This window comes from Paraburkholderia sp. UYCP14C (assembly GCF_004197395.1).
Lineage (GTDB): Bacteria > Pseudomonadota > Gammaproteobacteria > Burkholderiales > Burkholderiaceae > Paraburkholderia.
The window spans coordinates 84,121-106,115 of record NZ_SELS01000012.1 but is presented as its reverse complement, the minus strand read 5'-3'; the positions used below and the strand labels follow the sequence as shown (position 1 = coordinate 106,115).

General features: G+C 63.0%; 19 protein-coding genes. 7 read left to right on the top strand and 12 right to left on the bottom strand.

Annotated elements, in window-relative coordinates; genetic code table 11:
- Positions 1 to 31: 31 nt before the first annotated feature.
- From EVC45_RS13770 to EVC45_RS46160, 7 genes are all read right to left on the bottom strand, one after another.
- Entirely contained in the window at positions 32 to 1,045 is a 1,014-nt protein-coding gene (locus EVC45_RS13770; protein WP_129958525.1) for a hypothetical protein, read from the bottom strand.
- 90 nt (positions 1,046 to 1,135) lie between these two features.
- Positions 1,136 to 1,684 (bottom strand): hypothetical protein, encoded by a 549-nt coding sequence (locus tag EVC45_RS13765; RefSeq protein WP_129958602.1) that lies wholly within the window; start codon positions 1,682 to 1,684, stop codon positions 1,136 to 1,138.
- Between the two features lie 559 nt (positions 1,685 to 2,243).
- Complete coding sequence (locus tag EVC45_RS13760; RefSeq protein ID WP_129958524.1) at positions 2,244 to 3,992, bottom strand: ABC transporter ATP-binding protein/permease; 1,749 nt, start codon at positions 3,990 to 3,992, stop codon at positions 2,244 to 2,246.
- A gap of 204 nt (positions 3,993 to 4,196) precedes the next feature.
- Positions 4,197 to 5,144 carry a pseudouridine-5'-phosphate glycosidase gene (locus EVC45_RS13755; protein ID WP_129958601.1) on the bottom strand — a complete coding sequence of 316 codons (948 nt, stop codon included), beginning with the start codon at positions 5,142 to 5,144 and terminating at the stop codon, positions 4,197 to 4,199.
- Between the two features lie 173 nt (positions 5,145 to 5,317).
- Positions 5,318 to 6,034, bottom strand: coding sequence for a transposase (locus tag EVC45_RS13750; RefSeq protein ID WP_129958523.1), 717 nt, complete (start codon positions 6,032 to 6,034; stop codon positions 5,318 to 5,320).
- Between the two features lie 237 nt (positions 6,035 to 6,271).
- Positions 6,272 to 6,436 carry a hypothetical protein gene (locus tag EVC45_RS45615; RefSeq protein WP_168991474.1) on the bottom strand — a complete coding sequence of 55 codons (165 nt, stop codon included), beginning with the start codon at positions 6,434 to 6,436 and terminating at the stop codon, positions 6,272 to 6,274.
- Positions 6,437 to 6,474: 38 nt separating this feature from the next.
- Complete coding sequence (locus EVC45_RS46160; protein WP_136624676.1) at positions 6,475 to 6,681, bottom strand: hypothetical protein; 207 nt, start codon at positions 6,679 to 6,681, stop codon at positions 6,475 to 6,477.
- 161 nt (positions 6,682 to 6,842) lie between these two features.
- Here EVC45_RS46160 and EVC45_RS13745 point away from each other — a divergent pair, with 161 nt between their 5' ends.
- Both EVC45_RS13745 and EVC45_RS13740 read left to right on the top strand, forming a co-directional pair.
- Positions 6,843 to 7,886: an AraC family transcriptional regulator gene (locus tag EVC45_RS13745; protein ID WP_129958522.1), complete on the top strand. Its 1,044-nt coding sequence runs from the start codon at positions 6,843 to 6,845 to the stop codon at positions 7,884 to 7,886.
- Positions 7,887 to 8,114: 228 nt separating this feature from the next.
- Entirely contained in the window at positions 8,115 to 9,047 is a 933-nt protein-coding gene (locus tag EVC45_RS13740; protein ID WP_129958521.1) for a hypothetical protein, read from the top strand.
- Positions 9,048 to 9,344: 297 nt separating this feature from the next.
- Here the strand turns inward: EVC45_RS13740 and EVC45_RS13735 are convergent, their stop codons facing one another.
- Positions 9,345 to 9,986 carry a hypothetical protein gene (locus tag EVC45_RS13735; protein WP_129958520.1) on the bottom strand — a complete coding sequence of 214 codons (642 nt, stop codon included), beginning with the start codon at positions 9,984 to 9,986 and terminating at the stop codon, positions 9,345 to 9,347.
- Between the two features lie 234 nt (positions 9,987 to 10,220).
- On the opposite strand from EVC45_RS13735, the gene EVC45_RS13730 reads away from it, so the two are divergent.
- The gene (locus EVC45_RS13730; RefSeq protein ID WP_129958519.1) at positions 10,221 to 12,512 is read left to right on the top strand and encodes a heavy metal translocating P-type ATPase; all 2,292 of its coding nucleotides are present in this window, start codon (positions 10,221 to 10,223) and stop codon (positions 12,510 to 12,512) included.
- Between the two features lie 24 nt (positions 12,513 to 12,536).
- Here EVC45_RS13730 and EVC45_RS13725 read toward each other — a convergent pair whose 3' ends face one another.
- Positions 12,537 to 13,487 (bottom strand): universal stress protein, encoded by a 951-nt coding sequence (locus tag EVC45_RS13725; protein WP_248295118.1) that lies wholly within the window; start codon positions 13,485 to 13,487, stop codon positions 12,537 to 12,539.
- A 322-nt stretch (positions 13,488 to 13,809) separates the two neighbouring features.
- Here EVC45_RS13725 and EVC45_RS13720 point away from each other — a divergent pair, with 322 nt between their 5' ends.
- Complete coding sequence (locus tag EVC45_RS13720; RefSeq protein WP_129958518.1) at positions 13,810 to 14,322, top strand: hypothetical protein; 513 nt, start codon at positions 13,810 to 13,812, stop codon at positions 14,320 to 14,322.
- Between the two features lie 105 nt (positions 14,323 to 14,427).
- Here the strand turns inward: EVC45_RS13720 and EVC45_RS13715 are convergent, their stop codons facing one another.
- Both EVC45_RS13715 and EVC45_RS13710 read right to left on the bottom strand, forming a co-directional pair.
- Positions 14,428 to 15,483: a YncE family protein gene (locus tag EVC45_RS13715; RefSeq protein ID WP_129958517.1), complete on the bottom strand. Its 1,056-nt coding sequence runs from the start codon at positions 15,481 to 15,483 to the stop codon at positions 14,428 to 14,430.
- Between the two features lie 2 nt (positions 15,484 to 15,485).
- A complete protein-coding gene (locus EVC45_RS13710; protein ID WP_129958516.1) occupies positions 15,486 to 16,724 on the bottom strand; it encodes an MFS transporter in 1,239 nt (412 codons plus the stop codon).
- A 462-nt stretch (positions 16,725 to 17,186) separates the two neighbouring features.
- Here EVC45_RS13710 and EVC45_RS45610 point away from each other — a divergent pair, with 462 nt between their 5' ends.
- From EVC45_RS45610 to bktB, 3 genes are all read left to right on the top strand, one after another.
- Positions 17,187 to 17,333 carry a hypothetical protein gene (locus EVC45_RS45610; protein ID WP_168991473.1) on the top strand — a complete coding sequence of 49 codons (147 nt, stop codon included), beginning with the start codon at positions 17,187 to 17,189 and terminating at the stop codon, positions 17,331 to 17,333.
- 16 nt (positions 17,334 to 17,349) lie between these two features.
- Entirely contained in the window at positions 17,350 to 19,023 is a 1,674-nt protein-coding gene (locus tag EVC45_RS13705) for an electron transfer flavoprotein-ubiquinone oxidoreductase (RefSeq protein WP_129958515.1), read from the top strand.
- Positions 19,024 to 19,087: 64 nt separating this feature from the next.
- Positions 19,088 to 20,281 (top strand): beta-ketothiolase BktB, encoded by a 1,194-nt coding sequence (gene bktB / locus EVC45_RS13700; RefSeq protein ID WP_129958514.1) that lies wholly within the window; start codon positions 19,088 to 19,090, stop codon positions 20,279 to 20,281.
- A gap of 119 nt (positions 20,282 to 20,400) precedes the next feature.
- Here the strand turns inward: bktB and EVC45_RS13695 are convergent, their stop codons facing one another.
- Entirely contained in the window at positions 20,401 to 21,738 is a 1,338-nt protein-coding gene (locus EVC45_RS13695; RefSeq protein ID WP_129958513.1) for an MFS transporter, read from the bottom strand.
- Positions 21,739 to 21,995 lie beyond the last annotated feature (257 nt).

Below are 21,995 nucleotides of genomic sequence, written 5' to 3'. Positions count from 1 at the left end.
TAGTCGAGACGAAGCCGTGCCGATTACGGTGTCATATCGCGCGCGTCGCCGCGTCGACATGCAATCCCGCTGGCAATAATTCGTCACGGGGGAAACGTACGAGTCTGAAAGCGCGCATGCGGGGTGGATCGCCCGGAATGCGCGCAAGGTGCACCTCGATTTCGCGGCTGGCCTGGGTATCGTCGGTGCGGATGACATTCATCAAATCCAGCCGCAGCCGGCGTTTTTCGACATAGATATGGTCGGCAGGCGCGGAAAATACCTCGCAGACCCGCTCCAGTTGAAGATCGACGATTTCGGTCGGGACGCGAAGGGCGGCCAGGTTGCGAGTGTTTTCGGCAATCTGGATGTCCAGCCGCGCCAGCTCATCTGAATCAGCGTCTGGACTGTCCCCAACCACCGAGCGCATACCCACGCCCCGGCGTTCCAGTAACGCGACGCGCGCCGCCAGCAACTCCCGCCCTTTCGCTACGAGATTGCGGCGGTCAGCGGCCAGTCTGGCGAGCCCCTCCAGCGCCAGTTGATCCACCAGCCGGCGCGCAATTTCTTCGCGGAGGTCGGCGTCCGATTTGCCGCAGACCCGCACGCGATGGTCGCTGAAACAAAGCGTGGTCTGGGATACGTCATGCCGCACCTCGCCGCCCTCGACCGCAACGCCAAGCACATGGCGTTCGAACATCGCCATCCCAAGCGTTGCGTAGGCTTCTGTCGAGGAAGAATTCTGGGCGAAATAGGTGCGCAGTTCTTCGGAGCGACTGAACGCCTTCACGAGATCATCGGGGGTGGCGAAAAAAACGCGAATCAGCGGATCGGTTGACCAGGCGGTCGCATTTGCCTCGTTGGGCGCGGGCAGTGAGCCAATCAGGTTGTCGATGTAGGTCAGGGAGACGGAAACGGCTTTCCCGAGACGTGCCTTGTAATGTCGCGCCAACCGCAGGCGGGGGTTCATCGCAATGACTCGATCGATCATCTCGACCACGCGCGCGTTTTCGTCATGCGCACCTCGTGCCCGCATCGGATGCAACAGGCTGGCAAGCAATCCCATGATTCACCTCTTTCTAGAGTCTCGCATTGCGTGCGTGGTCACCTGAACCGTGGCGAATCCACCCATAGGGCCATCGCCCCCGGCTGCCGATCACATCGGCTTGTTGTCGCCGCCCTGTAAGTGGAGCGGGTCCGGGCTCTTCTGGGTCGAGCGCAGCACGCCGGTGTCGTCGAAATAGAAATTGAACAGCAGGTACCACACGTTGTCTTCCAGATAGCGATAGCTCCACACTTCGCGCTTCATCATGGGAAAGTAAGTCTTGTCCACCGGCTGGCCGAAGTTCACCAGAACGTCATTCTTCGTCCACTTGCCCGGCTCCGCGCGGTAAAACTCGTTCTGCTGCAGCACCTGACGGACGCGGATCACCTTGCCGCTCGCGTCGATGTCGGCGGCGGTGGTGGTTTCTCCCATCGGCTGCGTCGGCCACATCAGCCGCCTGGAACCGTCGGGCAGGTTATAGATCTCGCGCGGCTGCCCGAGCCTCGCGACGACGGCGGATTCCTGGTCGCCTGCATGGAACTCGTTCCACGGCTGCGCGCAGGCCGCGAGCGCGAATACCGCCGCGCAGACGAGCGTGGCGCGTGTGGCACGTGTTCGACCTAATGCCGGTCGGGATGGGTTCGATCGCCGGGATGTCATGTTGGACTCCTCGAACAGGATCAACTTGAGGTTTTGGCACAGGACGCGCGGCAACAGATTTGCGCGGACTCCTGACGCAATAACGGATCACCTGGCGACAAAATTTCCCGAACTTCACGTGCGGATCCGGGAAGTCCTTCAAGGCAAGCGCTACGTCGGCCGCAGCGTCGGCAGCGGCCGACTCAGCTACGAAGTCAGTGCCTGTGATGCATCCAACCCATGTGATGCGCATCGAGCCACTGGCTCATAGTCTCTTCGGGATGGTCCTGCCTGTAACGCCGCGCAAACACGTATGCGATAACCAGCAGGGCCGCCAACCCCACTACAAAGCTGATCATTGACTGAGTCATGGCAGCCTCCCTTCTAGGTTGCGACCATGCTTATATGGTAGGCGATGCACTCACCGAAAGCGGCGCTCGGGCCCGCGCTTGCGGAATATCGGCTTCGCCGAAAGCTGCCGTTTGACCTGGCGCAAACTCTTGGCGGCGGTGCAGGGTCGAGATAGGACCACCGGTTTGCGAACTGACCCCATCGTTGGGCTGCGCCGTCGCCGCCTGAGTCACGCGACGGCTCGCCCGAGCGGACTTGCGATATCGAGCGTCTCCTGATCGATCGACAACAGCGCTTCGCGATGCGCGACGCTGACGATCGCCGCGTTCGGCAGTCGTTCGCACAGGAGCCGATACAGATATGCCTCGTTTGCAGCGTCGAGCGCACTCGTCGCTTCGTCGAGAAACACATAGTCGGGTTGGTGCAACAGCAGGCGAGCCGCCGCAATTCGCTGCTGCTCGCCAGGCGACAGATTCTGCGACCAGGGGCAGGATTCGTGCAATCGGTCGAGGTAGCGCTCCAGCCGACATGCGTCTAGCGCCTCGCGGCAATCTCCATCGCTGAAAGTATTGGCCGGCGCGGGATAGGTGAGCGCCGCCTTCAGCGTGTCATTCGGCAAATAAGCCTGCTGCGGAACGAACATCAAGCGCGCGTCGATGGGCGCGTCGATCGACCCGGTGCCGAACGGCCAGAGGCCGGCGATTGCGCGCAATAAAGTGGTCTTGCCCGAACCGGATGGCCCCCGCACGAGCCAGCGTGAGCCGGGCAGGATGACGATGTCGCGCACGTTCGCGAGAATTTCCCCGTCGGGTAGCGCTAGTGTCAGGTTCTGTACGGCAAGCCGGTTCTCGTCGACGTAGTGAAGATTGATGCCGCCGTGCTCGGTGGCCGGGGCCAGAGCTTCTTTGATATGCGGCCGCCCCATCACGCGCCTGAACTCCCGCAGCCGGTTGACGGTCGCACGCCATCTCGCGAGGGTGTCGTAACTGTTGATGAACCAGGACAGTGACTCGCTGACCGAGCCGAACGCGTCCGCGATCTGCATCAGCGTGCCGAAACTGATCGCGCCGGTAAAAAAGCGCGGCGATGCGACGACCAGCGGAAAGATGTCGGCAACCTGTCCATAGACGTTGACCACGAAGCTGTAGCGCCGTGTGTACTTCATGAAACGCCACCAGTTGTTGCGAATCCGCTCAAAGAGAGTATTGGCGTTCGCTTCTTCGGCGCCCATGCCGTCCTGAAACGCAATCGCCTCGGCGTTCTCGCGTATGCGGATCAGCCCGAAGCGGAAGTCCGCCTCGACGCGCTGCAACTGGTAGTTGATCGACACGAGCGGGTGCCCGACCTTGTTGGTGACGAGCGAACCCGTAATCGCATAGGCGAGGGCGGCCCAGAACATGTAGCCGGGGATGTCGACCGGTGTGCCGCGCAACAGGAAAGTCAGCGCACCGGCGGTGGTCCACAGGACGATCGAGAACCAGATCAGCGTGACCATCGTCGAGAGCAGGTCGAGCGTGAGGGAAAGCGTCGTGTTGGCGAACGCTTCAAGGTCGGCGGCGATCCGCTGGTCCGGGTTGTCGGCGAGCCGGTCGCGGCCGATGCGATAGAAGGTGTGGTCGTCGAGCCATTCGTGCAGGTAGTGCGCGGTCAGCCACTGGCGCCAGCGAAACCCGAGCATCTGGCGCAGATTCCGGTTGTAGACGGCGATGATGACGTAGCCAAATGCAAGCGCCGCGAACATCAGCATCAGCCTCGGGAATGCATGCACGTCCCGGCCTTCGAGCGCGTTGTAAAAGTCGCGGTTCCAGATGTTCAGCCTGGCGTCGATGCCGACCATCAGAAGGTCCATCAGGATGATTGCGACCAGCAGGCACCACGCCATTCGTCGTTGCTCGGACACCCAGTAGGGTTTGATGAGGCTCCAGGTCGAGATGTGATCGGACTGTTCGGGTGTGGACCCGGTAGACTGGTTCGACATGAAGCCTCCCTCGTATGCGCGATCGATGCGCATTTTCGAAGTATTCGTCTGATGCTTGCATCAAACGAGTGTGGGATGCGTTACCGTCTCTGCAATTGAAGGTTGGCTACCCGCGTGCACGATTCGAAAGGGGCTCGCCGCTGGTAGCGTGCTCGCGAGTGGAAGGCTTCCGCGAAGTCTGGTCGCAAACGGAAGTACTGGCGGCTACGCCGCGCCCGTCCCGCGTTTTCCGTGTGCCAACGCTAGCGCCAGCCTTGCGCCGACCTCGGCATTGTGTTTGATGAGCGCGATGTTCGTCGCGAGGCTCCGTCCGCCGGTCAACGCCTTGATGCGCGCCAGCAGGAACGGGGTCACCGCCTTGCCGGCGATTCCTTGTGCGGCGGCCTCGTCGAGCGCCTGCTTGGTCAGCGCGTCGATCTCGTCGACCTTCATGGCTGCCGCTTCCGGCACTGGCGTGCTCAACACCACACCGCCCTCGAGGCCCAGTTCCCACTTGGTGCGGATGAACCGCGCCTGCTCGGCCGCATCGTCCACCCTGAAGTCCGCACGAAAGCCGCTGTCGCGCGTGTAGAACGCAGCGAAATTCTCCTGCTCGCAACTGAGCACCGGCACGCCGTGCGTTTCGAGGTATTCCAATGTGAGCCCGATGTCCAGGATGGACTTCGCACCGGCGCAAACCACCGCCACTGAAGTCTTCGCCAATTCCTGCAGGTCGGCCGAGATGTCGAAAGTTTCCTGCGCGCCCCGGTGCACGCCGCCGATGCCGCCGGTGACGAACACCTCGATGCCGGCCAGCGCGGCACAGATCATCGTGCCAGCCACGGTCGTGGCACCGAGGCCACCGCCGGCCAGCACGGCCGGCAGGTCGCGGCGGCTAACCTTCTGGACCTGGCCCGAGCGACCGATCAGTTCCAGTTCGTCGTCAGACAGGCCGATGCGGATTCGTCCACCGATTACCGCGATCGTCGCGGGCTCGGCGCCCACGTCGCGGATCAAGGCCTCGACTTCGCGCGCGGTGCGGACGTTCTCCGGGTAGGGCATGCCGTGGGCAATGATGGTCGATTCCAGCGCCACGAGCGGGCGACCGGAGGCCTGTGCGGCAGCGACAGGCGCGCTGCAGGTCAACCACGAGCGTGCAAGGTCAGCAGCCATGTCGATGCCTTCGGTGGTGGGAGTCACTGAAGTATGCGGTACAAGACGGGGCTGCGGTTCGCTGCGCAAGCGAAGCAGCCGTTCGTGAACCTCCATATAGGGGGCCGTCGATGACCGTATAGGCCGATGGAGGCGTCGTCGCCGGCAATCGAATGGCCGGTTGCGGCCTTCGATCAGCCCTCGTGTTCGAGCGCGGTCGTCGAGCGAACCCTGGTCGGCCGGTCGCGCAGCAGCAGGGGCATCAAACGCCGATTGGCTGCCTGTGCCGCCCACGCGCAATACGCGGCGCTGCCGAGCACCCAGCCCTCGAGCGTCGACTGCATCAGGTTGTTGACCTCGCGTTCGTCGACAGGCTGTCCGCCGAGATTGCGGTAAGCCTGGTGGCACTCGAACGGCGTATTGCCGAGCGCCCGGTACAGCGGATGGTCCTTGATGAAGCTGTCGACCCGCAGCCCGATGTGGTGCGCGTAGCTCGACCACGGATAGTTTCCGGGCTCGGCCACGAGGCGGTTGCGCAGCGGCGCGTGATCGATGACCTGGCTCGCGAGCATGAAATACCGGTCAGGCTCGATCACGGTTGCCCGATACCCGCCACGCCACACCGCACCGCGTCGTCCATGACGGCGGTTGAAGGTCTCGACATAGCGACGGCTGACCGCCTGCATCGCCATGGCCACGCTCGACTCGTATGAAGGGGTGACGAGGAACTGTACCGCCTCAGGCATCAATACCCACGCGTGGACCGCCAGATCGGCGACGCGCGCCGCGTCTGCCAGACAGGCGAGGAAGTACAGATAGTCTCCCTCGTCCAGGAATGCGGGCCCCGTGAGTCCCTGCAAGATAACGTGTTGCGGTTGTTCTGGGACGTAGTGCCGTGCAAGCCGTGTCATGCTGATTTAACCGGAAATCCGATGTGAGAAAGCGCTCCGACCGAGATCGGACGGGTGACGGTGTGAACCGTGCTGCAGGAAATTCTATCGATCATGTGCGTGCGCCTGCATCGCGAATAGGCCTTTTTTCTGGCCTCTTTTCGATGATTTGCCGATCGCGGTCGGCCTCTGTTATGCCGTCGCTGAATAGCAGCGCCGCACTCTTGAAGTCTTCAGCGAACGCTGCGTACCGCAGCGCTATGCCTTGTTGAAAAGACTTAAAACACGCGACATCGCTTTCGCGGCCAGAACCAGCGACGCGCCAGCGACGCTGTAGTCGACGTGATGCATGACGTCGGCCAGATAGAAAACGGACAACGCAATGATCGGGTGGTACATCGCACGGTTTATCAGGCGTTTCATCGGTGTCTCACGCTACTGTATCGGCGCGAAGCGGAAATTCACTGCGCGTACTGATTCGCGCAAGTTGGGTGACGCGCCAGGTTTTCAGAATCCGGGGAAGGCTCGATCGCGAAGCGCGGATCACGCTGCGCCGTGATGTTCCTTCCTGTCATGAACTCTGCCTGTGGCAAGCCGTTGCCGTCCTGCCCGTGCGTCGATCTTTCTTGACCGATCGTCCACTTCTCGCCGAGGCTTCGCGTGCCCATTTACCGACTCGCAATGTGCTTCATAAGCCTCGCGAAAAACGCCAGTAAGCGAATTGTCATCGACTGAGCTTGCGGGTATAACATGTAGCGCTTGGCCATCCTGACGAATGAGCAGCGGCCAGGTTTCTCGCCCGGGAAATCGCATTTCACGCGAGCTATCCATGGATGCAGTTTCTGATGTTCTGCGCGCCGTTCGCCTGAGTGGCGCCGTGTTTCTGAATGGGACATTCACCGCGCCGTGGTGTCTGATCGGACGCACCGATGCAACGCTGTGCGGCGCTTATTTGCCGCCTTCCGAGCGCGTCGTTTCCTATCATCTGATCATAGAGGGGAGTTGCTGGGCGAAGCTGGCCGACGACCCCGGTTCGGCCATTCATGTCCATGCCGGCGAACTGATCGTGGTGCCTCAGGGCGAAACGCACGTCATCGGCAGCGCGATCGATCTTTCCCCCGTGCCCACCGACTCGCTGCTGTCCGGGCAGATGGCGGCCGCACCCGGCGAAGTGATGACGCTGTCCCATGGCGGCGGGGGCGCAAAGACGCGCATCGTGTGCGGCTTTCTCGCCAGCGACGATACGTTGAACAATCCGCTGCTCTCATCGCTGCCGCGACTCTTCAAGATCGACATGCGTCAGGATCCGCGTGCGGCATGGCTCGAATCGTCTCTCAAACTTGCTGCCGCGGAAGCGGCCGAATCGCGCGCGGGCGGCACGATCGTGCTTGCCAGGCTATCGGAACTGCTGTTTGTCGAAGCGATCCGCAGCTGTATTGAAGCGCTGCCTGAGAACCAGACCGGATGGCTTGCCGGTGTGCGCGACCGCTACGTCGGACGCGCGCTTTCGCTGCTTCATGGGCAGGCGGCGCATCCGTGGACCGTCGAGGAGCTTGCGCGCAAAGTGGGCCTGTCGCGCTCCGCGTTGGCGCAACGCTTCGCCGATCTGCTCGGGCAGCCGCCAATGCAATACCTCGCGAGATGGCGCATGCAGATTGCGGCGCACGAACTTCTGATCGGCAGCAAGCCGCTCAACGCCGTGGCCGAACAGATCGGCTATGAGTCGGAAGCCGCGTTCAGTCGCGCGTTCAGACGCGAATTCGGCATGCCGCCTGCCGGCTGGCGCAAGAGCAAAGGACAGACGAACGGCGCGAGCGCATCAGTGCAGCACTCGCAAGAGACGAGCGGCGTTGCCGAAATGCCGAACCCGTGATGCCTGCCGTGAGACGCGGTGCCGTCTCGACACCGTCAATTGTCGGCCTGTGCGACTCACGAGAAGAAACGGCGTTTCGGTCATATCGCGCGGCGACTCGATCATAGATCGTCAAGACTCCCAATCGTAAATTGAGCGTGCCGGAACGCCAGATCATTCGACTGGCTCCGCCCGGTGAATCGACGCTCAACGCCAGACCGCATCGCGGTCCATATTGGGAGAACTTTTATGAACGCAGTATTGCGTCATTCCGATCGCGATCGCTACGCCCGATGCATTCGCGCTTCGAAGATGGTCAATTGGGACATCGACCGCGACGTGATTGGAGGCCGCACCTTCGACATGTCCCACAAGTATTTGCCGGATGGACTCTCGCTCACGCCGGATTTCATCATGCTCTCGGAAGATGAAAAGCGCTTCGTCAGCCAGATTCAGGGGCGCACCTACGCGAACATGTTCGGCCTGGTCGAGCGCTTCATCAACGCCAAGGTGCTGGAAGTGAGCCGGGACTACTGGCTCGGCGATCAGGTGGCGCTCGAAGCGCTCGTGCGCTTCAGCGACGAAGAGCTCAAACACCAGGCGCTGTTTCGCCGCATCGAAAAAATGATCGGCGAAACGCTGCCCGAGGGTTATCGCTTCGATGTCGATCCCGATGCGCTGGCCGCCGTGGTCCTCGGCAAGAGCACGTGGGCGGTGCTGGCCATGACGCTGCATATCGAACTCTTCTCGCAAATTCACTATCGCCAGAGCATTCATCCGGACGATCAGCTTTCCGAACTGTTCAAGGATGTATTTCTTTACCACTGGAAGGAAGAGAGTCAGCACGCGATTCTCGACGAACTCGAATGGAAGCGGCACGACGCAACGCTGACGGAGGCGGCGCGCGACAACGCGGTCAATGAGTTCATCGAGCTGGTGACCGCGTTCGACGGCATTTTGCGTGTGCAGGCGGCAGCGGACTCGCGGTATTTCATCGCGAGCTGCGGGCGCGCCGTCGACGCCGGTGAAGCCGCGTTGATCGAAGCGAATTTCCATCACGCGTACCGGTGGCAGTACCTCCATTCCGGTATGCAGCATCCCCACTTCGCGGAAGTGCTCGACGGGCTCATCTCCGAAGAGCAGGGGATGCGTATCCGGGCTGCACTCGCCACGCTGCATTGAGCAAGGCCGGACGTGCACGGGTTATCCAGCTAAAGGAGAGCGAAATATGAATGCGGATGCACAGTCGATTGAAGCACACATGGCCGAGTAAGTGGCAATCCGTGACGCGCGCGGCGATGACTGGATTGTTTGCGCCGCGCGGCGTTTGGAGACCTTCGAAGGTCCGCACGAGTTTGTGTGCGATCGAAGACGTCCACGGGTCTGAATGGAATGCTCTGATGCGCCGAAACTGATTCTTTCAAGAGGAAAGAGGAAGTGCATCGGCAAACGAACGCTTGTCACGTCACATAGCCGTGTTCATTGCTTCGGGGGCTGGCCGCGCCCGGCGACCTTGGGAGGGCTGACCGAGCGCCGCCACCTTAGCTTGCGTTGCTCGATCAGCATCTTCCAGTCAAGCTTCATCAGCAGGTACACAAAACCAAGCAGGGCCAGCTGGGAGATGACAAAGTAGCCGCTGAGGTATCCGCCTTCGAAGTCGGACTCCGGATCGATATAGGTCGAAGCGAACCGCCCAAGATGAGCCCAGACGGAATAGCTGATCGTACGACCCACGAAGAATGCGGCACCGATGACGCGAAGCGGCAACCCCGACAGTCCATAGGCGATGAACAGAAAGTTAGAAGGAAACGGGCTCAGCGCATATAAAAAGAACGCGCCCACGGTCAGCTTCCTGCGCTTCTTCAGCCATTCTTCAACCACGGCGATGTTTTCCCGGTCCGACTCGCGCATCAGCCGCCCTCGCATCAGCGACCGTGCAAACCTGGCCAGCACCAGCCGACCGATCGTCGCCGCGCTGGCGGCTACGACGGCGAATACGAACGGGTTACCCCCGGAGATATTGAAGCCGACCCATGACATGGCCATCCACGTAGGCGGCGCGAACGCGGGCACGAGATTGAGCAGCAGCACGACAACGAACAGCGTTGCCAACGTCGACATGACTGGACCTCCCGGCCGATTGAGTATCTTTTCGAACTTGCCGTGCGACGGGCGGCACTGAATGACATGGAGCGACCGGCGCACGGCAAGGATCCGATTGGCGGGGAAACGCCCCATTTGACGCTAATCAAGCCACGCAAACGATGGATCCATACACTAATTATGATTCCGATCTCGCGTCATGCGAGTTCGTAGCGGTTACTGCTCGACTGGACTCATCTTCACCCGCCCGCCATGTCACGTCCGTTACCCTCAGTCGCTCTGGCGCTGTTGCTGGTCTCGGCAGCAAGCCTGCTAGCGGGGGTTGCGCTCGCCGCGCTCGGCAACGGCGCGCTCGCGCATGCGCTATGGGCGGCCGGTGCATTGCCGATGCTGGTGGCGCTGTCGATATCCATCGTCAAGGCGCTGCGGCGACATGAAGCCGGCGTCGATGTGCTCGCGCTGCTGGCCATCGGCTTCGCGCTGGGCCTCGGCGAATTTCTGACGGCGGCGGTGATCTCGTTGATGCTCGCGAGTGGACGGGCGCTCGAACAGTACGCCCAGCAGCGCGCGCGTCGTGAAATGACCGCGTTACTGAGCCGCACGCCACGTCACGCCAACCGCTTCGAGGCGGGCGAGTGGCGCCGGATCGAACTGGACACAGTGTGCCCCGGCGATCGTCTGCTCGTCCGCAACGGCGAGTTCGTACCTGTCGATGGCTCGTTGACGGGGCACGCGCAGCTCGACGAATCCACACTCACCGGGGAATCCGTGATTCAGCAGCGATCGTCCGGCGAGTTGGTGAGTAGCGGCGTAGTCAACGTGGGTACGGCGTTCGAGATGGTCGCCGCGGCGAGCGCTGCGGATAGCACGTTTGCCGGAATCGTTCGCATGGTGCAGTCGGCGCAGCAGGAGCGCAGCCCCGCAGCGCGTCTCGCCGACCGCTACGCGCTGCTTTTCGTGATTGCCGCTCTGATGCTCGCCGGTGGCAGCTGGCTGGTTACCGGCGAGGTCGTTCGGGCGCTCGCGGTGCTTGTCGTGGCAACGCCTTGTCCGCTGATTCTTGCCGTGCCTGTTGCTATCGTCTCGGGTATGTCGCGTTGTGCCCGACGTGGCGTGCTGGTCAAAGGCGGTGGCGCGCTGGAAAGGCTCGCGCGAGCCAGTGTGCTGTTCTTCGACAAGACTGGAACGCTGACGAGCGGACGCGCGCGCCTCGTCTCGATCGAAACCGGTCCGGCAATTTCACCCGAGACCGTGTTGCGCCTCGCGGCGTCGCTCGGCCAGGCGTCCGCGCACGTGATTTCCGAAGCAGTGGCGACGGTCGCACGCGAGCGCAATCTCGTGCTGTCGGCGCCCCGAGAGGTGGTGGAGCAACCTGGCGCCGGCGTGCAGGGCAAAGTGGTAGGCCACGCTGTCGCCATCGGTTCGTTTGCCTATGTGTCGGCGCTGGCGCCGCCGGCGCCGTGGAGCGAGCCGTTCCTTCAGCGCGTGGCCTATGAGGGCGCTTCCGCGGTGTTCGTTGGCGTGGACGGCGTCATGATGGGCGCCCTCCAGATGGCCGATCAGATCCGCCTCGAGACGCCCCGGGCGCTGCGGCTATTGCGGCAGGAAGGCATCCGACGCTTGATCATGCTCACGGGCGACAGGCGCGACGTGGCCGAGACGATCGGCGCGACGCTCGGGCTGACTGAAGTGCTGCCAGAGCAGACGCCATCGGACAAACTCGAAGCCATTCGGACCGCGCGTCGGGAAGGCACGGTCATCATGATCGGCGACGGCGTCAACGACGCGCCCGCGCTTGCGGCCGCCGACGTCGGAGTCGCGATGGGCGCGCGCGGCGCAGCGGCGTCGTCGGAAGCGGCCGACGTGGTGCTGCTGGTCGACCGGCTGGATCGGCTCGTCGAGGGATTACGAGTGGCACGTCAGACGAGGCGGATCGCGTTGCAGAGCGTAATTGCAGGTATGGCGCTGTCGTTTGCCGCCATGGCCGTCGCCGCCCTCGGGCTTCTGCCGCCTTTGCTGGGTGCGGTGATCCAGGAGGTCATCGATGTGGCCGTCATCGCGAACGCGCTGCGCGCCTTGCGGATACGTTCGACGGCGGTTGCAGGCGCTCTGTCCCATGGTGACGCAGAGCGCCTGAAGAGCGAGCATGTCGAACTCGGTCCGGTGATGGAGCAGATCAGGGAACTGGCGGACACGCTGCCCCGCTTACCGGGAACGTCGGTGGCGGGTGCGCTCGCCGGCGTGAACGATCTGCTGAAGCGACATCTCGTGCCGCATGAACAGCGCGACGACCTGGAGGTGTATCCGGGCCTCGCACGTATGGTTGGCGGGGAAGATCCGATGGCTGCGATGAGCGCCACGCACCGCGAAATATTTCGGATCGCCCGGTTGCTCGGGCAAATGACCCAGGACATACGGCCTGAGGGGCCCGATGCCGCCAGCCTGCGCGAATTTCAGCGTCTGCTGTACGGGCTCGATGCAATCGTACGTCTGCATTGCGCGCAGGAAGACGAACTCTTCCACGCTCTCGGAGAAGGGGCGTGAAGACGAAGCTGCACCCCGAATGCATCAAGCCTCGGCCGCGTGAACGAGCAGGAGCGGCGTTTGCGTGATATGCGCGACGCGCCCCGCGACACTGCCGAGTATCCAGCGTGCCATGCCACGCCTGCCGTGCGTGCCCATTACGATCAGCTGCGCTTCCCAGCCGCTCGCTTCGCGCACGATAGCGTGTGCAACGTCGTCGTCCGTCGGGCCCGTGCTGACGAGCGCGGTAGTGGTCCGCGTCGACACGTCCGCAAGAACCGGCTCCGCGGCGGCCAAAGCATGATTGCCTTCGGCGGCGAATGCGTGCTCGAGCGCATCGATGGAGAAATAGTCGGAGAACCGCGCGGCGCGATCGATCACGTAGACCGCGCGCAGGTGAGTGTCGGGCGTGGCGAATCGTATGCCTTGCCGCAACGCGGACATCGACTGGGCGCTTCCGTCGATCGCAAACAGGATGCGCTCCGGCATGTGGCCGACCATCGTGCTGTGGTTCTCGGGGACGACGAGCATCGGGCATCGCAGACGTCTCGTCAGCGGTTCAGACACGGTACCTTCGACCCAACGCTGCAAGCCCTGGTGCTGACGGGCGCCGACGACCAGCAGGTCAGCTTCCCATGAGTCGGCCGCCTCGAGCAGGGCATCCGCGACGTCGCTGCCACGCTTCGAGAGATCGATCACTTCGGCTTCGATACGCACATCGCACCCGGCCATCAACTCTCTCGCGCGGTCGAGCGCTTCGGCCGCATCGCGCAGCAATTCGTCGCGCGCCAGGTCCAGTGCATGTGCGACATGCCTGCCCGTCGGAAAGAGCGTATGCGGATTCTCGGCTACGCTCACGAGCCGCACCTCGGCGCCGCAGGGAAGGATATTTCGGGCGTAGGCGAGCGCCTGTCGCGATGCCGTCGACGAATCGACTGCGATCAGGACCCTGCGCGGCAGCGTCGACATGGCGTCGGCTGAACGAGGGGAATTCATGATTGGCTCCGTACACACGGGTTTGGTGTGCATTCAAGGGCATCGTAGCGTCGAATATGCGTGGGCGGTTGACCGAGGTCAATGCATGGGCCCGGGCCATGATCGGGACCGGCTGGCCCGCGACAGCTACGCGGCAGGTGCCGGCATTGCGCGGGTGCCGCTCAGTTCCCGGCCGCGCTTACCGGATTCTTGATCGCCCGATCCTCGCTACAGCGCGCGCGTACGTTGACGCGCATCAAGGTACCGTGCCGACCGATGTGTAGTGTTGAATCGAATCGCGGCTCCGCAGTGGCTGCCGTTGTCTCACCAATGGAGATTTCCCATGAGAGCGCTCGTACTTGCGATAGCCGTCTGTAGCGCGCTGACTTCACCAACGCTGCCAGCCGCGGCCAGGGAGACGGCTGCGCCGCAAAGCGCGTCGAAGCCTCGCAATCCCGATACGGCAGCATTCGACAAGAGCCTGGCCCAGTTCAATGAACAGATGGCGACGATGCAATCGCAGATGAATGAGATTCGTCAGACGCAGGATCCGCAGGTACGCCAGAAGCTTCTGCAAAAACACTGGGCTACGATGCAGAGCGCCATGGCCACGATGCGAGGCATGTGGGGGCCTGGGATGAGGGGAGGTGGTGGAATGGGTTCCGGCATGATGGGGCCGGGAATGATGGGAGGCGGTTGGGGGCACATGGGCGGGTATTACTCCCGTCTCACCCCGGAGCAACTGCGGCAGCGGCAGTATATGACCGACCAGTACCTGCAGATGCAACAGGAAATGATGAACAACATGATGTGGCAACAGCAGTACTGGATGGGTTCTCCCGCTTCGCCCCAGTGAATTCGCGCGGGAGCACGGGCGGACGTAGTCGACCCGAAGCCGGTTCGGGGCAGGAATACGGGCACCAGGTAAATCGGCTCGAACACTGAGCCGATACTGGCACCGCTACCAGGCTTCCGTCGGCGAGAGCGCCATGATGCGAAGCACCGGCCGACCGTCAACGTTCTTCAACGGGAAGTACGTGCGGTGCGTCGCGGCATCGACACCGACGACATGTGCATTGGGTCCCACGAAGCCCTCACCGATTCTCGATGCAGCAGACTCCGAGACGCGGAACATCGACACGATGCCCTTTTCCCCGGCTACATAAAGCACGCGCAGGCCCGGATCGTATGCGAGGACGTCGGGCTCGCCGCCCACATCGAAAGACTGCGTGACGCGCCTCGTCAGCATATCGAGCACCAGTAGCCTGTTATTGTCTTCACAGGCGATGAACGCCCGATTCAATTGCGGCGCGATGGCAAGGCCATGATTGCCTCTGGCCTCAGGCAGATCGATCCGGCTGACGATAGTGTCGGTTGACGGATCGATTTCGTCGAGTTGCCGCCGCGTCTGCACATTGACGAAAATATGATGCGAGGCGGGATCGTATTGCGTGTTGCCCGCTTCCCCTCCCAACTGGATGGTCACCGTTCGCCGGTTGGTGTGCGTATCGATTACGGTTAGCGTGCCGCCGGTTTCATCCGATACATAGAGTTTCCTGGAAGCGGGTTCAAACGCGATGCCGTCGGGGTAGACACCGGCCGGCGCACGCGCAACTTCCTGCATACTCGCTTCGTCGATCGCGACAATCTCGTTCGTGCCGGTGGCCGACGCATACACGCGCCCGAGTTCCGGCACGGCCAGCACGCCATGTACGGAGGCAATGCCACTCACGCGTGAGACGACGCGCGACTTCAGCGTATCGAACGCAATGACTTCACTGTCGCCGAGATGCGCGATGAACAGCAGATGCCGGCTGGCGTCATAGCTCATGTAATCCAGACGCGTGGCACGGCCCGGCAACGCAATGTCGGCTACGTGCTCCAGCGGCAGGCGGTCCGCTTGCTGCCCGGCGCTCGCCGATGAAATAACGTGTAGCGAAATGCCTGCCGCTACCGACAGCACGACCAGGATCAGGTAGAGCCACACATGCCGCGTTGCGCCTGCTTGCGATCGCATTGTCACGAGCCTCCCTGTAGTCGGACGTGACGAAACGCGGCTAGCAGCGACAGGTCGTAGGCGATCTTCAGCGCGCCGCAAGCCACGAGCGGGATGCCCAGCCAGCCAAGGCCGAGCAATGCACCCGACAGCGTAGGGGCGAGCGCCGCGGCAAGACTCCGCGGCACGGCGGTGAAACTCGCGGCGGCAGGGCGCTCCGCGGGCGTCACGACCGACATCACGTAGGCGCTGCGCGTGGGCACGTCCATTTGCGACAAGGCACTCCGCGCGAGGAGAAGCGCCAGCGTCAGCGTGAGCGAGGGCGAGAACGCGGCGGCGATCAGGCAGAGGCTGGATGGAATATGCGTGAACACCATCGTGTTGAGCAGACCGATTCTTCGCGAGAGCGGCGCTGCGACGAGTTGCGAGCCAGCGCTCAACATGCCCGCCCAGAAAAAGAACTGTCCTGCGGCGGCGAGAGAAAGGCCGAAGCGCTGGATCAGCCACAGGGCCAACAGCGAGTTCACGAGCAGCCCGCCCGCAAACGCGTCGACGCTGAACAGCAACGCGAGCCGGATGACGATCCCGCGCGACGGGCCGAGCGGCGTTGGGGTTGCCGCGGTGTGTGCCTCACGCTCGGGCAGCCGGCGGTACAGCAGAAAGACGGCCAGGCCCGTCAGCGCGTAGACGTTGAACATCCCCCGAATAGCGAAGAGCACGGAAACGCCGGAATGTGCGGCAAGCCAGTCCGGAAGTCCGGCGAGCAGCGCGCCGAACGCCGCCGACAGCCCGCCCACGAGGCTGTAGCGTGCAAAGAGCGCGGTGCGGGCGTCGCCCGTCGCAGACGCGGCGAGCCGTGCGTGTTCAAGCGGCAGAAACAGGCTGACGTCGCCCGAACTCGGATTGAGCGTGCCGACGAACGCCACCACGAGGAGCGGCCATAGTGACGACAGGAATCCAAACGCAAAACCTGTCGCCGCCATCAGGGCGGCAGCGAACAGCAGCAGTGCTCGTTGCGGGTAACGGCTACCCAGCAGGCCGACGACAAACGTCGCCAAGGCCGAGCCCAGCAGTGTGGCAGTGCCGATCAGGCCGACCGAAAGCTTGCCGAAACCGAGCGACAGAAGATAGGCAGGCAGCAGCACGGCGACGAAGCCGTCGCAAATCCCACGCATGCTCCGGGCGGCAAGCAGCAGCCATGCGCTCCGGTCCACGCCCGCGGGGGGGAGCCGCGTTGAGAGTGGTGCTCCGGCAGGAGTCATTCCGGCACCCGGGTTTTTGCCTCGACGGGATTCATATAGATCATGGTACTTTTTGCTAGCGACCTCACAAGACTACTTTCGAGCGAACGCAAGAGTCCATCTCCATCATCGCGGGCGACGTCCGCCTCACCGACCCCACCGCTTCCACAGCGCGTTCCGTCACTGAACGGGCAACACGCGAAGCACGCCGGCAGCGTATCGCCGGGGTGGCAGATTTCGTCCGATCGATGCGGCGTCGACCCGTATCGACGTGTGCGTGATGTCACGCCCACCCCACGACGTGGCCAAGGATGTCAATAGATCGGCCAGTTTGGACAGCCGTTTTGCGCCCCCCCGAGGATACGATTCGCACTCACGTGGTCCCCGCCGCCGCAACGCGGGCCGGGGACATTCTCTACACGATTATCTGATCGACGTATCGCAATGGGCTTCGCGGCACCCTTCGAGGTCAGGCTGTCTGCAATGACGCAACGGGCCGCAAGCGATTGCCTCGCTGGCTCGCACACCTACGCGGCGCAAGTGATGCGGGGTGCAATCGCACTCGAAGCGGCGATGCGCGGCGCTCGCGATGACGAAGGCGCGGTGGCGACGCGCGAAGACCAGTTCTGATCCGAAGGTAGGCGACATGGCAACAGCAAGCGTCACTGAACAGTACGGCCCGCGCGAGACGATGGAATACGACGTGGTCATCGTCGGCGGCGGTCCGGCGGGCCTTGCGGCGGCGATTCGCGTCAAGCAGCGCGCAGCGGCAGCAGGCACCGAAATCAGCGTCTGCGTGCTCGAAAAGGGCTCCGAGCTCGGCGCCCATATCCTGTCGGGCGCGGTGATGGATCCGCGCGCCTTGAGCGAACTGTTTCCGGACTGGAAGGAAAGAGGCGCCCCGCTCGACGTGCCGGTCACCGAAGATCGCTTTCTGTTCCTGACCGCGACCGCCGCGCGCGCGGTGCCGGACTGGGCGCTGCCCGAGAACTTCAAAAACCACGGCAACTACGTGATCAGCCTGGCGAACGTCACGCGCTGGCTCGGACAGCAGGCCGAGGCGCTGGGCGTCGAGATCTTCCCGGGCTTTCCGGCGGCCGAAGCGCTCTATCACGACGACGGTGCCGTCAAGGGCGTCGCTACGGGCAACATGGGCATCGGCAAGGACGGCGAGCCGACCGGGAATTTCCAGCCCGGCATGGAACTGCATGCGAAGTACACGCTGTTCTGCGAAGGGGCACGAGGCCATCTTGGGCGCCAGCTTTCGGAGCGGTTCGGGCTGCGTGATGGCGCAGATCCGCAGGTCTACGGCATCGGCATCAAGGAGCTGTGGGAGATCGACCCTTCGAAGCACAAGCCCGGTCTCGTGATTCATACCGCCGGCTGGCCGCTCGATACGCAGACCTACGGCGGCTCGTTTCTCTATCACACCGACAACAACCAGGTGATGGTCGGCTTCGTGGTTGGCCTCGGCTATACCAATCCGTACCTGTCGCCTTTCGAGGAGTTCCAGCGCTACAAGACGCACCCCGCGATCCGGAGTTTCCTCGAAGGCGGCAAGCGCGTTTCATACGGCGCACGCGCGATCACCGCGGGCGGACTGATGTCTCTACCGAAGCTCGTGTTTCCGGGCGGCGCGCTGGCCGGCGATGACGCAGGGTTCCTGAACGCCTCGCGCATCAAGGGCTCGCACGCCGCGATCAAGACCGGCATGCTTGCCGCCGATGCCGCGTTCGACGCATTGCGCGCGGGCCGCCAGGGCGACGAACTCGCCGCGTATCCGCAAGCGTTCGAACAGTCGTGGCTTCATATCGAGCTGCACAAGGCACGCAACTTCAAGCAGTGGATGAGCAAGGGGCTGCTGGTGGGCACGCTGATGGTCGGCATCGAGCAGAAGCTGCTGCGCGGTAACGTGCCGTGGACGCTGCGTCATCGGCACCAGGATCACGAAACGCTGAAGCCCGCGTCACAGTGCGAGCCGATCGTGTATCCGCGACCCGACGGCAAGCTGACGTTCGACCGGCTCTCGTCGGTGTTTCTGTCGAACACGAATCACGAAGAGAACCAGCCGTCGCATCTGACGCTGCGGGACCCGAGCGTTCCCATCACGTTGAATCTGCGTACCTACGCGGGCCCGGAAGCGCGCTTCTGTCCAGCAGGCGTCTATGAGTTCGTCCAAGACGAGAGCAACGAAGATCGCCTGCAAATCAATGCGCAGAATTGCCTGCACTGCAAGACCTGCGACATCAAGGATCCGTCCCAGAACATCGTGTGGGTCACGCCCGAGGGCGGCGGCGGCCCCAACTATCCGAATACATAACCAACGGCACCGTATCCGGCGAGGGTCGATTGTCTTTGCCGGTCGAGCCACAAAGGAAAGCTAAATGCAGAGAGAAGTCGTCGTTGTAAGCGGTGTGCGCACCGCAATCGGCAAGTTCGGCGGAAGCCTGAAGGCACTGCCGCCGACGGAGCTCGGCACGATCGTCGCACGCGAAGCACTCGGCCGGGCCGGCGTGCAAGGAGACGAAGTCGGGCATGTCGTGTTCGGCAATGTCATCGCCACCGAACCTCGCGATCTGTACCTCGCACGCGTCGCGGCAATGGACGCGGGAGTCAGCGAGCAGACGCCGGCGTTCACGGTCAATCGCCTGTGCGGCTCGGGACTACAGGCGATTATTTCGGCGGCGCAGACCGTTCTGCTTGGCGATGCCGATATCGTCATCGGCGGGGGCGCGGAGAACATGAGCCGCGCACCGTATGTGTCTACCGATGCCCGCTTCGGCGCGCGCATGGGTGACAGCCGCCTGCTCGACATGATGCTCGGCGCGTTGCACGACCCGTTTCATTCGATGCATATGGGCATGACCGCGGAAAACGTCGCGCGCAAATACGGAATCACGCGCGAACAGCAAGATGCGCTGGCCGTGGAGTCGCACCGCCGCGCCGCGCATGCAATCGCGCAAGGACGCTTCAAGGAACAGATCGTTCGGCTGGAGCGCCGGGTCAAGGGGCAATCGGCAGTGTTCGATACCGACGAGCACGTGCGTCTGGACCTCGATCCTGAGGAGCTTGCCGGGATGCGCCCCGCGTTTCAGCGCGATGGCGGCACCGTGACGGCCGGCAACGCTTCCGGCATCAACGACGGCGCCGCGGCGCTCGTCATGATGGAGCGCAAGACGGCCGAGCAGCGCGGCCTGCAACCGCTCGCGCGGCTCGTGTCGTATGCGCACGCCGGCGTGGATCCGCGCTATATGGGCATCGGCCCCGTGCCGGCGACGCGTGCCGCCTTGCAGCGCGCCGGTTTGAATGTGACGGACCTGGATGTCGTCGAGTCGAACGAGGCGTTTGCCGCGCAGGCCTGCGCTGTGGCGCAACTGCTCGAACTCGATCCGGACAAGGTGAATCCGAACGGCTCCGGCATTTCGCTTGGTCATCCGATCGGCGCAACCGGCGCGATGATCACCGTCAAGGCGCTGTATGAGCTTCAGCGTGTCAATGGCCGGTATGCGCTGGTGACGATGTGCATCGGCGGTGGGCAGGGCATCGCAGCGGTTTTCGAAAACCTGGGCCGCACCTGAACAGGTCAATCGTCAAATCCGGAACAGCGGAAAAACAGGCAACCCGGCGGGAGTCTGCTACTTGCAATAGGTCAGTCATGACGCCGGGGCGCAAACGCAATATGCGGATCGCCCCTCAATCACGATTCCTTGGCGAGCCCGGTTGATACGTGTTGCCGCGAACCAATCCTGATGCGCGAGACGAGCAATGCCGCCAGCACGAACCACCCCGCCGCGACGACGAACGCGACAACGTAAGCCGGTCCGGCACCGGCATACGCCTTGACCCATGACAGCATCCAGCCGGTCGCGGCGGGGCCGAGGATCTGCGGCAGCACCATCGACACTTGCCAGATGCCCATGTCCTTGCCGCTGGACGCATCGTCAGGCAACACCTGCAGCGCGAGAGCCCAGTCGACGGCTTGATAGGTGCCGTAAGCGGCGCAGAAAACCAGTCCGACCGCGAGCACCAGCAACAGGTTCGGATGCAACGCCAGCAGCACGAAGCCGATTGCCGCCGCGGCCAGAATCCAGCTTGTCAGGCGGACCACCGTAACGACGCCGAGGTGGTCGGCGAGCCGCGCGCCGAGCAGGCTGGCCGGGATCGCCAGCACCACGCCGGCGCCAAGCATTCCATTCAGGATATTGGTCGGATGACGAATGCCGATCACGTCCTGCAGGTAGTACAGCATGAAGGTGAAGATCGACCAGATTCCCATGTTGCTAAACAGACGCGTCACCAGCACCCAGTAAAAGTTGCGATGGAGGCGCGGATCGAGATAGAACGAGCGGATGAACGCGACAAGCTCGAAGCGTTCGCGAGGTGGAGAAGGCGTTGGCTCGCGCGCTCCGCGAAGCGTCAGCCAAAGGCAGAGCAACATGATCGCGATGAACACGGCAATCGTCGGATACAGGTGACGCGCAGAATAGAGCGCGACGAGCAGCACGTTGCCGATGATGGTGCCGAGCACGCTCATCACGTTGAGCCAGGCGCTCGCGCGGTTGGCTTCGTGTTTTGGCACGACGTCCGGCACGAGCCCGGCGTACGGACCCGCCGCCCAGTTCCACCAGAATTGCAGATGCAGGAACGCGAGCGTGTACAGCCATACGCTGCCCGCGCCGTTGAATGAACCGAGCCACACCAGTGCCACCGAGATGCCGAACACGCCCGTGATGAGATACGGTCGCCGGCGTCCACGTTTTGCGGAGCTGCGATCCGACAGTGCTCCGGCCAGTGGCGCCATGACCATCGCAATGAATGCGCCTGACGCAATGACGGAGCCGGCCACGCCTTCCTTCAACGCGGCATCGCTTCCGAGCATTTCCGCAACCTGTGCCGGCACGAGCACCGGAACGACCGTCATCCATTGGGTAAAGAGCGCGAACCACAGCGACGCGATCTGTATTTGACTCAGCGTCGACAGGCGAGGGGCGGGAGTTTCGCTCGCCACATTCCGGGTTGGACTGGATACGGGCATGTCAAAGGTCCATGAGCGTCGCGGAGGGACTGCCGGGAACAATTAGAACACTGATCCGGCCGACGCAGGCGAGCGCAGTGCGGCCTCGGGTAACACGCCTGGGAGCATTCGACGGAACTTCCACCTCGTTGGGGCGCAGCCGTCCGCTGGCCGCCGTCGATTGATTTTCACCTGAGCGTGACCAATACTGAAGCGATCGAACGCAGCCCGGTTCCGGGTAAGCACCTACCGGAGGACGATTCGCTGCTTGCGTGGCG

Excerpts from the sequence above, each read along its gene's own strand:
- EVC45_RS45615 (WP_168991474.1), bottom strand. The coding sequence starts at position 6,436 with ATGAAACGCCTGATAAACCGTGCGATGTACCACCCGATCATTGCGTTG.
- EVC45_RS13770 (WP_129958525.1), bottom strand. The coding sequence starts at position 1,045 with ATGGGATTGCTTGCCAGCCTGTTGCATCCGATGCGGGCACGAGGTGCG.
- EVC45_RS45610 (WP_168991473.1), top strand. The coding sequence starts at position 17,187 with ATGACGCAACGGGCCGCAAGCGATTGCCTCGCTGGCTCGCACACCTAC.
- EVC45_RS13720 (WP_129958518.1), top strand. The coding sequence starts at position 13,810 with ATGAGAGCGCTCGTACTTGCGATAGCCGTCTGTAGCGCGCTGACTTCA.
- bktB (WP_129958514.1), top strand. The coding sequence starts at position 19,088 with ATGCAGAGAGAAGTCGTCGTTGTAAGCGGTGTGCGCACCGCAATCGGC.
- EVC45_RS13710 (WP_129958516.1), bottom strand. The coding sequence starts at position 16,724 with ATGACTCCTGCCGGAGCACCACTCTCAACGCGGCTCCCCCCCGCGGGC.
- EVC45_RS13715 (WP_129958517.1), bottom strand. The coding sequence starts at position 15,483 with ATGCGATCGCAAGCAGGCGCAACGCGGCATGTGTGGCTCTACCTGATC.
- EVC45_RS13755 (WP_129958601.1), bottom strand. The coding sequence starts at position 5,144 with ATGGCTGCTGACCTTGCACGCTCGTGGTTGACCTGCAGCGCGCCTGTC.
- EVC45_RS13750 (WP_129958523.1), bottom strand. The coding sequence starts at position 6,034 with ATGACACGGCTTGCACGGCACTACGTCCCAGAACAACCGCAACACGTT.
- EVC45_RS13765 (WP_129958602.1), bottom strand. The coding sequence starts at position 1,684 with ATGACATCCCGGCGATCGAACCCATCCCGACCGGCATTAGGTCGAACA.
- EVC45_RS13745 (WP_129958522.1), top strand. The coding sequence starts at position 6,843 with ATGGATGCAGTTTCTGATGTTCTGCGCGCCGTTCGCCTGAGTGGCGCC.
- EVC45_RS46160 (WP_136624676.1), bottom strand. The coding sequence starts at position 6,681 with ATGGGCACGCGAAGCCTCGGCGAGAAGTGGACGATCGGTCAAGAAAGA.
- EVC45_RS13760 (WP_129958524.1), bottom strand. The coding sequence starts at position 3,992 with ATGTCGAACCAGTCTACCGGGTCCACACCCGAACAGTCCGATCACATC.
- EVC45_RS13725 (WP_248295118.1), bottom strand. The coding sequence starts at position 13,487 with ATGAATTCCCCTCGTTCAGCCGACGCCATGTCGACGCTGCCGCGCAGG.
- EVC45_RS13730 (WP_129958519.1), top strand. The coding sequence starts at position 10,221 with ATGTCACGTCCGTTACCCTCAGTCGCTCTGGCGCTGTTGCTGGTCTCG.
- EVC45_RS13695 (WP_129958513.1), bottom strand. The coding sequence starts at position 21,738 with ATGCCCGTATCCAGTCCAACCCGGAATGTGGCGAGCGAAACTCCCGCC.
- EVC45_RS13735 (WP_129958520.1), bottom strand. The coding sequence starts at position 9,986 with ATGTCGACGTTGGCAACGCTGTTCGTTGTCGTGCTGCTGCTCAATCTC.
- EVC45_RS13740 (WP_129958521.1), top strand. The coding sequence starts at position 8,115 with ATGAACGCAGTATTGCGTCATTCCGATCGCGATCGCTACGCCCGATGC.
- EVC45_RS13705 (WP_129958515.1), top strand. The coding sequence starts at position 17,350 with ATGGCAACAGCAAGCGTCACTGAACAGTACGGCCCGCGCGAGACGATG.